A 12609-nucleotide genomic window follows, 5' to 3' on the forward strand; every position below is an offset into this window, starting at 1 on the left:
ATAAGTAAGGTATTTTTAGTGTTTGTAATTTTGCAAAGCAAAATTTAGAGTTTCCTTTAGAGAAACTCAAGCACTAAGATAGTGTATCCTATACATCTTCTAAAACTCAAATAGTTGAGAAAATAGCATATAGTTTTCCATGCCTGTCTGTATCCCTTTTTCATGCTACAATACTAGTTGTACTCAAGGTTTATTAGTCTTTTAGGAGGAATTATATATATGAATCACTCTCGATCTGAAGCTCTTTATGATGAAGCTCTCTTACATATTGTCGGCGGTGTAAACAGCCCTTCCCGTTCATTTAAAGCAGTTGGAGGCGGTGCACCAGTTTTTATGGAACGCGCTGAAGGTGCTTATTTTTGGGATGAGGATGGCAACCGCTATATTGATTATCTTGCGGCATATGGTCCTATTATTACTGGACATGCTCACCCGCATATAACAAGAGCGATTGTTAAAGCTGCTGAAAACGGCGTGCTTTATGGTACACCTACTGCACTTGAAGTTAAATTTGCAAAAATGCTTAAAGAAGCCATGCCAGCCATGGACAAAGTCCGCTTTGTAAACTCTGGAACTGAAGCGGTTATGACGACAATCCGCGTTGCCCGTGCCTATACCGGCCGCGATAAGATCATTAAATTTGCAGGCTGCTACCACGGTCATTCTGATCTAGTCCTTGTTGCTGCTGGTTCTGGTCCATCCACACTGGGTACCCCAGATTCTGCAGGCGTTCCGAAAAGTATTGCACAAGAGGTTATCACTGTTCCTTTTAACGATGTTGATGCATACCGTGCTGCCATGGACAAATGGGGCGACCAGATTGCTGCTGTCCTGGTGGAACCGATCGTTGGGAACTTCGGAATCGTTGAGCCACAAGAAGGTTTTTTACAAGCAGTTAATGATATTACCCACGAGCATGGTGCTCTTGTTATCTACGATGAAGTTATTACTGCTTTCCGCTTTATGTATGGAGGCGCGCAAGATTTACTTGGTGTGAAGCCAGACATGACAGCACTCGGCAAAATTATCGGCGGCGGACTTCCAATCGGTGCATACGGCGGCAAAAAAGAGATCATGGAAAAAGTAGCCCCGCTTGGACCCGCATATCAAGCAGGAACGATGGCTGGAAATCCAGCTTCCATTTCAGCGGGAATTGCATGCTTGGAAGTATTGCAGCAAGAAGGTGTATACGAGGAGATGGATCGTTTAGGTGCGATTCTAGAAAAAGGATTGCTAGAACAAGCTGAGAAACATAATGTTTCAGTGAGCATCAACCGCTTGAAAGGTGCATTAACTCTTTATTTCACAGATGAAAAGATCGTTAATTATGAGCAGGCTGAAGCAACAGATGGAGAGATTTTCGGAAGGTATTTTAAACAGATGCTTAACGAAGGCATCAACCTTGCACCTTCTAAGTATGAAGCGATGTTCTTAACAACTGCTCATACTGAAGAAGACGTTATGGCAACGATTGAAGCAGCTGGAAAAGCATTCAGCAGACTTTAGTATTTATAGTTGTATTAAGAATCCGTCCAATCACGGATTCTTTTTTTGTTTTATGGGAAAACAAGTAATAAATACCGGCGTCTTTTCATACGGTATGTAAGTCTGTAATTTTCACAATTTGTTAACACACTCTGACTTGATTAAACTTACAAAACAGTTTATAGTGTTTGAGATTATTAACATTTTTTATGAGAAAGGAATTATCGCAGTTATGAAATTAGGAGCCCGAATGATTAAAACGGGTTTAGCCATATCGTTATCGATCTACCTGGCAATGATGTTTCAACTGGATCAGCCGGTATACGCGGCTATTGCTGCAACATTCGCGATTCAGCCTTCGATCTACAGGTCGTATCAAACTATATTGGAACAGATTCAAGGGAATCTTGTAGGTGCTATTTTTGCTATTATTTTTGTTATTTTGCTAGGCAATAACCCGTTTGTAATTGGATTTGTCGTTGTACTCGTTATCGCAGCCAACTTAAAGATGAAAATTGAAAAAACAATCCCGTTATCAATTGTTACGGTAATCGTGATTATGGAGAGCCACACAGAGAACTTTATTGGTTTTGCAGTGGACCGGTTTCTGCTCATTATGCTCGGTGTTCTATCCGCATTTTTAGTAAACCTGGTATTTATGCCTCCTAAATACGAAACAAAATTGTATTATAAGATCTCAGGTCATACCGATGAAATTATTAAATGGATTCGCATGGTCACGAGACACGCATCAGAACATAATGCTATTAAGGAAGATTTGACTCATCTAAAAGAAAACCGCTTTAAGATGGATCAATACTATTTATTATATAAAGAAGAACGAACTTATTTCAGGACGAACAAATATTCAAAAACCCGGAAGCTTGTACTCTACAGGCAGATGATTCAGACAACCAACAAAGCGCTGGAGCTGCTGAAGAGCCTGCACCGGCATGAGAACGAATTATACAACATGCCTGAACCGCTTCAGGAACTGATTCAGCTTAAGCTCGATGGATTAACGAACTTCCACGAACAAATGCTGCTGAAATACACGGATAAAATCAGAGCGCAGCACACACTCGACATGGACGACGAAATCAGCAAGAAGTCGCTTATGAAATGCATCATGAGCTATTACAAAAGTCCAGAAAACGAAGAATGGATTCAGCTATTCCCTGTTTTCGCGCTAATTATCGATTACAGTGACCAGCTCGAACACCTGAACACTTTGGTAGAAAGCTTTAAAAACTACCATCAGGACGACAGCGAAGTTCAATTGGATCAGCGATTTGAAGATTAGATAAGGAAACCAGCCCTTTTTGTGGGGGCTGGTTTTTTTGTTGTGGATCAGCGGTTCACTTGGCCTTGTATTTTGTTGATGTTTGTTAGACTTGCGGGTATAAGCTCAAAACTCGCGGGATTCTAATTAAAACTCGCGGAATTAAACTCAATTCTCGCGGGATTATATACAAAATTTCAGGAATTATCAGGTTTTATCTTCCAAATTAAGAATTTCCAACTTTGCTTCAAACGAAAGAATGCGGCAAACTTAAGAACAATTTCCCCTAACATAAAATACTAGGAGGCGTTTTTATTAAAAATAAGAGAAAGACACCCATTTTTATTATAAAACTCTCAAAACTGATAAAGAGAGTTCCTCAAACTCATAGTAGAAGACAAGTACTTCAAGAACAATTGAAAAAACACTCATCTGGTTTTAAAGGTGAGCAATCCCTTGACTATTTTTATCGTTATTTACCAAAAGGTCTTATTTACTACCTCCATGGAATACGCATCCTACATGATGATTATTTTTTCCAGATAGATACAATACTTATTAATCCTAGTTTCATTACAATCCTTGAGATAAAACATCTGGCTGGTCATCTTTATTTTGAAGATCGGTTTTCACAACTTATTAGGACTTCCGAGGGTAGAAGAGAATCATTCTCTAATCCCATAGAACAGGTTAAACGACAGAGTTATCATCTTACTAAGATTCTAAATCAATATAAGCTTAATTCTGTTCCTATTGAAACACTTGTTATCATGACGCATCCTTCGGCAATTATTGAAGCCTCTCCTACTTATAAAGAAGCTATTGAAAAGGTGATAAAGAGTTCAAGTCTCCAACAAAAATTCCAGAACCTTTCACAAAAATACCCCATTGCGATTCTTGAACAAAAGCAAATTAAGAAACTTACAAAACTACTAACTAAATTAAACTCAACCTACAATCCAGATGTTTGTGAACTCTTTCAAATTAACAAAAATGAATTGGTAAACGGTGTATTCTGTCCTATATGTGATTTTTCCATCATGAAATATACCTGGGGTAATTGGCGGTGCCTCACTTGTAAAACCTCATCAAAAACAGCTCATATAACAGCGTTACAAGACTATGCCTATCTTATTTCTACAAAGATAACGAATCGGGAATGCATGAATTATTTAAATTTGGAATCCAGTAATCAAACAAACCATCTTCTACGTTCTATGAATCTACCTTATACTGGATCTACTAAATCTCGCCATTACCACCTCGAGCCACTCATAAAAAAAGAACAATAAAAAAGAAGCTCAGCATACGCCAAGCCTCCTCATTCCCTTTACCTTTTTAGCTCTTCATCCGTGGATCGAGTGCATCACGCAATCCGTCACCCATTAGGTTGAACCCTAATACGGTCAGCATGATTGCCAGACCTGGGAACAATACCGTCCATGGTGCCTGGATGATGAAGTCTTTCGAATCAGCAAGCATTTTACCCCACTCTGGAGTCGGAGGCTGAGCACCCATTCCCAAGAATCCTAGAGCTGCCGCTTCGATAATTGCTGTTGCGATAGCAAGTGTTCCTTGAACGATGATCGGAGCCAAGCTGTTCGGCAAAATATGGTGAACGAGAATTCTCGTGTCACTCATACCAATTGCTCGTGCTGCGGTGATGTATTCTTCTTCTTTTACACTAAGCACCCTTGAACGCAGTAAACGTCCGAACGTTGGAACGTTGATAATTGCAATTGCAATCAAAGCATTCTTTAAGGATGGTCCTAGTACAGATACTACTGCGATCGCAAGCAAGATACTCGGGAACGCAAGCAAGATATCGAAAATACGCGAGATGATGCCATCCACCCATTTCCCGTAATAACCTGCTACGATACCAAGCAATGAACCTACGATTACAGAACCTGCTACTGAGAAAAAGCCAACCCATAAAGAAATGCGTGCACCGTGTATAATACGGCTTAAGATATCACGGCCAAATTCGTCTGTTCCGAACCAGTGTTCAGCCGATGGCGAGATATGTTTGTCTTTCAGCTCTACATTACTATATTCGTATGGAGCCAGCACATCTGCGAGCAGCGCAATTACAATAAAAAAGGATACGATCGACAGGCCGACAAGTGCTATTTTATTCTTTTTAAAACTTCTCCAAGCATCTTTCCAAGGAGAGATTACTTTGTCTTCCACAGGTTCCACTGGCATATGCTGAGGCTGCGGATCCGGCTGCGGGACTACGGGAGGTTGTGATCTAGTTAGTTCTGACATTCTCTAATCCCTCCTACTTAAATTTAATTCTCGGATCAATTGCTGCATAGAGCAGATCCACGAGTAAGTTAATTAATACAAAGATGGTAGCCACCACAAGAATACCTGATTGAATAACCGGATAATCACGGTAAGAGATAGCATCGTAAATATACGTACCAATACCAGGCCATCCGAAGATTGTTTCTGTCAGAATAGCTCCACCTAGAAGCAATCCTGTTTGCAATCCGATAACCGTTACAACCGGAATTAAAGCATTTTTCAATGAATGCTTGTAAACGACCCAGAACATTTTCATCCCTTTTGCACGAGCGGTACGAATATAATCAGAACGCATTACTTCAAGCATACTTGATCGTGTCATACGCGCAATGATTGCCATTGGGATCGTTCCAAGGGCCACACCAGGTAAGATAAGGTGTTTAACTACTTCCACAAACTGATCCATTCTGCCTTGAATCAGAGTATCGATTAGATATAAGTGCGTTATTGGATCTACCGGGACACGAATATTATCACGGCCAGTGGTAGGCAATAAATCAAAGTGGATAGAAAATACATATTGCTCCATCAAACCGAGCCAGAAGATCGGCATAGAAATCCCTATTAAAGCGAGCACCATTGCCGCATAGTCAAACCATGAATTTTGGAACCAAGCTGATACGATACCAGCATTAATACCAATTACAATTGCGATGATCATCGCTACAAGCGCTAATTCAATAGTCGCTGCTAAATATGGCCAGATTTCCTCTGCGATCGGTACGTTCGTTTTAAGTGAAACTCCTAGATCTCCAGTAAATAGACCTTTTAAATAATCGATAAATTGTGTGTACCAAGGCTGATCTAACCCAAGTCGCTTTGTTAATGATGCAACGGCTTCTTTTGTGGCCTGCTGCCCTAAGATTAATTGTGCTGGATTCCCCGGGATAGCACGAATCATCATAAAAACTATAAATGTCATTCCTAGAAGTACAGGAACGAGCGTTGCTAACCGTCTGATAGTATAGGCAAACATAGGGTCACCTCTTTCTCCGAAGAATTACAAGTATGATAGGGTAATAAGTCATTTTGCAAAAAAAGGGGAGCAGGCTATTTTAGGCCATACTCCCCGCCATACCTTATTCGAAAGATACATCCACGAAAGATTGAGATCCAGTTGGATGTGGAACGAATCCTTTGATTTTGCTTACTCCTGCTAATTGAGGCTTAGAGTGAACAAGCGGCACCCATGGAGCATCTTCATGAATAATTACTTGAGCTTTTTTGTAAAGTTCTTCACGCTTCGCTTCATCAGCTGTTGTTTGTGCTTCAACTAAAAGCTTATGAACTTCTTCGTTAGCGTAACGAGAGTAGTTGTTAGAGTCGATTGTGTCTTTGTCAAGAAGCGTATAAAGGAAGTTATCCGCATCTCCATTGTCACCAGTCCAGCCTAACATGAACATTGGCGCTTCACCTTTTTGAACTTTCTCAAGGTAAGTACCCCACTCAAAAGTTACGATGTTAGCTTTGATATTAACTTTTGCAAGTTTTGCTTGAATTGCTTCAGCTACTTTTTGGCCGTTTGGCATGTATGGACGAGCTACTGGCATTGCCCATAGATCCATTTCAAATCCTTTTTCTAATCCTGCTTTATCTAAAAGTTCTTTAGCTTTAGCTTCGTCATACTCACGGTCTTGGATTTCATCGTTGTAACCAGCGATTGAAGGAGGCATTGGGTTTTTAGCCGGCTCAGCAGTTCCTTCATAGAAGTTGTCGATGATCGCTTGCTTGTCGATCAAGTGGCTGATCGCTTGACGAACTTCTTTCTTATCAAATGGTGCTTTTTCAACGTTAAATCCTAAGTAACCAACGTTCATTGAAGGACGTTCGAACAATTGAAGTTTTCCGTTATCTGTTACTTTTTTCATATCAGATGGATTAAGAGCATCCATTAAGTCGATCTCGCCTTTAGTTAAAGCATTTAAACGAGAAGAGTTATCTTTAATTACTTTGAAAGTTACACCATCAAGTTTTGGAAGACCATCCATCCAGTAATCAGCGTTCTTTTCAAGTACGATTGTGTCATTTGGCTTCCAGCTCTTGAATTTGAAAGGTCCAGTACCAACTGGCTGTTTGCTTAACTTGTCGCCATCTAAAGATTTAGGGCTCGCGATTGCGAACGGGCTCATAGCTACGTTCTTTAGGAATGGAGCTTGAGGCTTGTTCAGTGTAATAACTACTGTGTAGTCACCTTCTGCTTTAACATCTTTAATTACGTGTCCTTCGTCACCTTCAAATCCACCAAACATAGATCCGTAGTAAGCGAATTTTTCGCCATCTTTACTTTGTGCCCAGCGGTCAAAGTTCTTAACTACTGCGTCAGCATTGAACTTCTCGCCATCATGGAACTTAACGCCTTCTTCAAGTGTGAATGTGTACGTTAAGCCATCATCAGAAATCTTCCATTCTTTCGCAAGACCAGGAACGATATCTGTGTTGTCTTTGCCGTAGTTTACTAGCGGCTCATAGATTTGTTCTGTAACGATGAAAGATTCACCGTCAGTAACAACAGCTGGATCAAGTGCAACAGAGTCCCCGCCGCGACCGTAGATCATAACATTGTTCGGATCGACTTTCTCGTCGTCTCCTCCGCTTTTACTGCCTGATGAACATCCTGCCAAAGCAAGCGATAAAGCAAGCATTAAAGCAAATAAAGTTAATAGACTTTTCTTCATCTTCTTTCCCCCAGTTCTCATTTTAATAGTGCCTTTGTGTATATGTACGCGCTTACCGTTTATTCGTATAAATGGCAGGCAGCGTAGTGGCCTTCAGCAACTTCTTTTAAAACAGGTTTAACTGATGCACAATGTTCCATCGCTGCAGGGCATCTCGTATGAAACGGACAGCCAGCTGGCGGATTGGACGGACTCGGTACATCTCCTTGGAGAATGACTCGGTCCTTTTGATGTTCAACATCTGGAATCGGAACAGCAGATAATAATGCCTGAGTGTATGGGTGTTTCGGGTTGTCGTATAGTTTTTCACTATCGGCAAGCTCCACGATATGCCCCAGATACATCACTCCAACTCTGTCACTGATATGGCGTACAACTCCCAAATCATGTGCGATGAACAGATATGTTAGATCGAATTCTTTCTGCAGATCCTGCATCAGGTTCAGCACCTGAGATTGAATGGAAACATCCAGTGCAGAAACAGGCTCGTCCGCTATGATCAGCTTCGGATTAACAGCAAGAGCTCTGGCAATCCCTATCCGCTGACGCTGTCCTCCTGAAAATTGGTGAGGATAGCGTTTTGCATGCCAGCTGCTGAGCCCTACAACTTCAAGTAATTCTTTAACTCTTCTTTTTCGTTCGGCTTTATCTTTTACACCGTGAACGATCAAAGGTTCTTCTAGAATCTTTTCAACCGTATGACGCGGATTGAGTGAAGCGAAAGGATCCTGAAACACCATCTGCATTTCGCGGCGTTTCTTTCTCATCGCGCTAGTTGAAAGTTTTGTAATATCTTCGCCTTCGAAGTAAATTTTTCCTTCAGTAGGTTCTAAAAGTCTTAGCAGCATTCGTCCTGTTGTGGACTTTCCGCATCCGCTCTCCCCTACGAGTCCAAGTGTTTCTCCTTTTTTTATAAAAAAGGAAATACCATCTACAGCCTTTACTTCGCCGACTTGTTTGCCTAGCACTCCGCCTTTAATCGGAAAGTGCATTTTAAGATTTTCTACTTTAACTAATAGCTGTGTCTGACTCATGCAGGTTCACTCCTTTCTCCTCGTAAAGCCAGCATCTCACTTGATGGCTGCCTTCTTGAGTTTTAAGATGCGGAGTTTCAGAGATACATCTTGTTCCTGCATGCTCACAGCGAGGTGCAAATGAACAGCCTGTTTTAATGGATCCAGGCTTTGGAACATTTCCAGGAATGGAATAAAGTCTTCCAACCTTTTCCCTCATATCTGGTACTGATTTAATCAGTCCTACTGTATATGGATGCTGCGGGTTTTGGAAAATGGTTTTCACATAGCCCTCTTCAACTACTTTTCCAGCATACATAACAACTACTCGTTCACACATTTCAGCAACTACACCAAGATCATGAGTTATCATCATAATGGCAGTATCTGTTTCTTTGTTTAACCGCTTCATTAAATCTAGAATTTGGGCTTGAATCGTTACATCAAGAGCAGTTGTAGGCTCGTCCGCGATTAGAAGCTTCGGGTCACAGATCATGGCCATCGCGATCATGACGCGCTGACGCATACCTCCCGATAACTGATGCGGATACTCTTTTACAAGCTCTTCAGCTCTTGGCAATCCAACCAGCTTAAGCATTTCAATCGCTTTGCCCCATGCTTCTTTCTTTGACCATTTTCTATGTATACGCAGTGATTCAATAAGCTGTTCACCGATTGTAATAACCGGATTCAAGCTTGTCATCGGCTCCTGAAAAATCATTCCGATCTCATTGCCTCTAATTTGCCGCATCCTTTTTTCTGGTGCAGAAGCAAGATTTTCACCTTTAAAGAGAATTTCTCCTTCGATCTTCCCAGGCGGGGTAGGTACTAAGCCCATGACAGATAGTGATGTTACGCTCTTGCCGCAGCCGGATTCACCAACAATTCCTAAAACTTCGCCGGGATTGATGTGAAAATCGACACCGTCAACAGCTGGAATTGCGCCATCCTCTGTCAGGAAAGAAGTTTTCAGATTCTTAACTTCTAAAACTGGATTCCCCATGAGATCTCACTCCTTTCTCTAAGCTGTCAAATTTACTAGAATATTACTTCTCTGTTGTGAATTATGACACTACTCTGACATTTTGACAATAATTAATTTTCAGAATAATCGACAAATACTCCTCTGGATGTAGGTATAAAGTCATGCTTTTATTGGATTTATTTCATGAAAGATTACATAAAAAAGACCGGCATCTGCCAGTCTTTAATTTCTTTAACTTAATTGTTGAACCGTAAATAAATCATAATATGGTCCTTGTTTTTCCATTAATTCTTTGTGTTTGCCTATTTCGGCGATCTTCCCATGATCAATAACAATGATGCGGTCTGCATGAGTAATCGTGGACAGCCGATGTGCAACGATGAACGTTGTCCGGTCTTTTGCGAGCTTCTCAAGCGCTTCTTGAATAAGGTGCTCGCTTTCTAAATCAAGTGCTGACGTAGCTTCATCTAAAATTAGGATCGGTGGATTTTTTAAGAATACCCTTGAGATGGCAACACGCTGTTTTTGGCCGCCTGAAAGCTTTACGCCGCGCTCTCCTATTTTAGTATCGTATCCTTGCGGCAGATTCATTATAAAATCGTGTGCATTCGCTGCCTTAGCGGCTAAGATCATCTCTTCATCTGAAGCTTCCGGGTTTCCCATGAGGATGTTTGCTCGTACAGACTCGCTGAACAAAATATTATCCTGCAGAACCATTCCAATTTTATCGCGTAAAGATCTTACCTGAAAATCTCGTATATCTGTTCCATCAAGCTTGATGCTTCCTTCTGTTACATCGTAAAACCGGGGAATCAGACTAATTAACGATGACTTTCCTCCCCCGCTCATTCCGACTAGGGCAATCGTTTCCCCAGGTACGACAGATAACGAGACGTTATGCAGTACATCTGCTTCTTCCTCATTATATGAAAAAGAAACATTTTCAAAGTCCAGTGCCCCTTTTACATTGTTAAGAGGCTTTGCTCCAGGCGAATCCTCTATATCATAAGATTCATCCAGGAATTCAAACATCCTGTCCATAGAAGCAATGGATTGAGTTAGTGTTGTTGAAGAATTGACAAGGCGTCGTAACGGATTGTAAAGCCTGTCCATATATGCCACAAAAGCTACTAAGGCACCGATCGTGATGTTCCCGCTGATGGCTTGATATGCAGCAAAACCAATAACAAGCAGCGGAGCGATGTCTGTCACTGTGTTTACAACAGAGAATGTTTTTGCGTTCCACTTCGTATGATCCATTGCTTTATTTAAAAATTTCGAGTTGCGCTTATCAAACTGAACTTGCTCATGATCTTCAAGAGCAAAGCTTCTAATAACTGACATACCTTGAACTCGTTCATGCAGATGCCCTTGTACTTCTGCAAGTGCCTGTGAACGGTCTTTTGTCAGCTGGCGGAGACGGGCATAGAAAAATTTTACCGAAAACGCATAGACCGGCAGCATCGATAGCGCGACGATGGTCAGCCAGAAATCCATGGAAAACATAATGGCTACAGCAATAATAATGGTTGCCATATCAAGCCAAACATTCATAAGGCCGGTGATTACAAACGTTTTCGTCTGCTCAACATCATGAATTACTCTTGAAATAATTTCTCCTGATTTGTTGTTTGAATAAAAACGGAGACTTAAGCGCTGAATGTGGTCGAACATCTTATCGCGGATATCATATAGAATTTTACTTCCGACCCACTGCGCGTAATACTGTCTCCAGTATTCAATCGGTGGACGAAGAACAACAAATATTACAGCTGCACCGCCCATCAGCCAATATAGTTTATTCATCTTTTCATTAAACGGCAATGAAGTCTGAATAATGTCATCCACCACATATTTGAGAATAAGCGGAGTCATTAAAGGAATTCCGAATTTAGCAAGACCAATTAAAATCGTCCAGAAAATCTGCCATTTGTATGGCTTAACAAAAGCCAAATACCGCTTGATACTATCCATGCACATCACACCATTCTGTATTCATAAAAAGAAAACCTGCCGGCTATCAACAGGTTTTCCTTTTTAACGAAATTCTAAATATCTTTCATACCATTGTTCCACAAATCCAGGTTCAAATGGTCCCTTTTTCTGTGTAACCATCATGATTAATTCTTGAAGATTTTTTTGAATAATCGTATCCAGCTGACTGGGATACCTCATCATTCTTTTGTGAAGCTCATATTCGTCTTCATCTAATAAGATATAAGTTCCATCTGGAAAGACTTTAATATCTAAATCATAATCAATATACTTTAATGCTTCCTTGTCCCACATAAAAGGCGAGCCAAGGTTGCAGTAATAATAGATACCATCTTCACGTATCATGCCAATCACGTTGAACCACTGCTTAGAATTAAAATAGCATATAGCAGGTTCTCTTGTCCGCCATTGACGGCCGTCAGATTCGGTAACCAGTATCCGGTCGTTACCGCAGATAACCTGACTGGGCGTCCCTTTCAAAATAACAGTATCCTCCCAGTTACGGTGGAGGTAGCCATTATGTTTGTAGCTTTGAATATTGATTATACTTCCGGTTGCAGGAAAACTCATCTCTCTCTCCTTTCTGCCCGAGTTCCGGAAGCTAATGTTACCTATTGAGTTGCTGACTCTCCTTTCTTCTATCCATTTGTCGGTAATTCACCAGCTCCATGATTAAACCTCGTTCTACATTTGTTTTTTCATTCCCGATCATTGCTTTCTTACAAAACACGTTTTTTTCTCTACTTTATTATATCGTTTTAAGAATAGTTTGGAAATGTACTTGTCCCTGTTTTTTAAAAATAAACGCCTTTTTTATAATAATTCCGCTCTATTAGTATTCCCATCGGTTATGTATAGAAA

10 protein-coding genes are annotated in these 12609 nt (G+C 40.8%); 3 read left to right on the forward strand and 7 right to left on the reverse strand.

Annotated elements, in window-relative coordinates; translation table 11 throughout:
• Window positions 1-219 precede the first annotated feature (219 nt).
• The 3 genes from ACFQ4X_RS17680 (at window position 220) to ACFQ4X_RS17690 (ending at window position 4059) form a co-directional block, all read left to right on the forward strand.
• On the forward strand, window positions 220-1506 hold the full coding sequence (locus ACFQ4X_RS17680; RefSeq protein ID WP_379837500.1) for a glutamate-1-semialdehyde 2,1-aminomutase: 1287 nt from the start codon (window positions 220-222) through the stop codon (window positions 1504-1506).
• Between the two features lie 211 nt (window positions 1507-1717).
• Window positions 1718-2788, forward strand: coding sequence for an FUSC family protein (locus tag ACFQ4X_RS17685; RefSeq protein ID WP_066294531.1), 1071 nt, complete (start codon window positions 1718-1720; stop codon window positions 2786-2788).
• Window positions 2789-3183: 395 nt separating this feature from the next.
• Entirely contained in the window at window positions 3184-4059 is an 876-nt protein-coding gene (locus ACFQ4X_RS17690) for a nuclease-related domain-containing protein (RefSeq protein WP_379837502.1), read from the forward strand.
• A gap of 46 nt (window positions 4060-4105) precedes the next feature.
• Here ACFQ4X_RS17690 and ACFQ4X_RS17695 read toward each other — a convergent pair whose 3' ends face one another.
• From ACFQ4X_RS17695 to ntdP, 7 genes are all read right to left on the reverse strand, one after another.
• Complete coding sequence (locus ACFQ4X_RS17695) at window positions 4106-5038, reverse strand: ABC transporter permease (protein ID WP_379837504.1); 933 nt, start codon at window positions 5036-5038, stop codon at window positions 4106-4108.
• A gap of 13 nt (window positions 5039-5051) precedes the next feature.
• Window positions 5052-6056 (reverse strand): ABC transporter permease, encoded by a 1005-nt coding sequence (locus tag ACFQ4X_RS17700; RefSeq protein ID WP_379837506.1) that lies wholly within the window; start codon window positions 6054-6056, stop codon window positions 5052-5054.
• Between the two features lie 103 nt (window positions 6057-6159).
• On the reverse strand, window positions 6160-7755 hold the full coding sequence (locus ACFQ4X_RS17705) for an ABC transporter substrate-binding protein (RefSeq protein WP_379837508.1): 1596 nt from the start codon (window positions 7753-7755) through the stop codon (window positions 6160-6162).
• 59 nt (window positions 7756-7814) lie between these two features.
• The gene (locus tag ACFQ4X_RS17710; protein ID WP_379837510.1) at window positions 7815-8789 is read right to left on the reverse strand and encodes an ABC transporter ATP-binding protein; all 975 of its coding nucleotides are present in this window, start codon (window positions 8787-8789) and stop codon (window positions 7815-7817) included.
• Window positions 8764-9771 (reverse strand): ABC transporter ATP-binding protein, encoded by a 1008-nt coding sequence (locus tag ACFQ4X_RS17715; protein WP_379837512.1) that lies wholly within the window; start codon window positions 9769-9771, stop codon window positions 8764-8766. The genes ACFQ4X_RS17710 and ACFQ4X_RS17715 overlap by 26 nt, the downstream gene beginning before the upstream one ends.
• A 213-nt stretch (window positions 9772-9984) precedes the next feature.
• Window positions 9985-11727: an ABC transporter ATP-binding protein gene (locus ACFQ4X_RS17720; RefSeq protein WP_379837514.1), complete on the reverse strand. Its 1743-nt coding sequence runs from the start codon at window positions 11725-11727 to the stop codon at window positions 9985-9987.
• A gap of 63 nt (window positions 11728-11790) precedes the next feature.
• The gene (ntdP, locus tag ACFQ4X_RS17725) at window positions 11791-12318 is read right to left on the reverse strand and encodes a nucleoside tri-diphosphate phosphatase (protein WP_077364724.1); all 528 of its coding nucleotides are present in this window, start codon (window positions 12316-12318) and stop codon (window positions 11791-11793) included.
• Window positions 12319-12609: the final 291 nt, after the last annotated feature.

The organism is Fictibacillus halophilus (assembly GCF_042680145.1).
In the GTDB taxonomy this organism is placed as follows: Bacteria; Bacillota; Bacilli; order Bacillales; family Fictibacillaceae; genus Fictibacillus; species Fictibacillus halophilus_A.

Coding starts and splice junctions, on each gene's coding strand:
- ACFQ4X_RS17680 (WP_379837500.1), top strand. CDS start 220: ATGAATCACTCTCGATCTGAAGCTCTTTATGATGAAGCTCTCTTACAT.
- ACFQ4X_RS17685 (WP_066294531.1), top strand. CDS start 1,718: ATGAAATTAGGAGCCCGAATGATTAAAACGGGTTTAGCCATATCGTTA.
- ACFQ4X_RS17695 (WP_379837504.1), bottom strand. CDS start 5,038: ATGTCAGAACTAACTAGATCACAACCTCCCGTAGTCCCGCAGCCGGAT.
- ACFQ4X_RS17700 (WP_379837506.1), bottom strand. CDS start 6,056: ATGTTTGCCTATACTATCAGACGGTTAGCAACGCTCGTTCCTGTACTT.
- ACFQ4X_RS17705 (WP_379837508.1), bottom strand. CDS start 7,755: ATGAAGAAAAGTCTATTAACTTTATTTGCTTTAATGCTTGCTTTATCG.
- ACFQ4X_RS17710 (WP_379837510.1), bottom strand. CDS start 8,789: ATGAGTCAGACACAGCTATTAGTTAAAGTAGAAAATCTTAAAATGCAC.
- ACFQ4X_RS17715 (WP_379837512.1), bottom strand. CDS start 9,771: ATGGGGAATCCAGTTTTAGAAGTTAAGAATCTGAAAACTTCTTTCCTG.
- ACFQ4X_RS17720 (WP_379837514.1), bottom strand. CDS start 11,727: ATGGATAGTATCAAGCGGTATTTGGCTTTTGTTAAGCCATACAAATGG.
- ntdP (WP_077364724.1), bottom strand. CDS start 12,318: ATGAGTTTTCCTGCAACCGGAAGTATAATCAATATTCAAAGCTACAAA.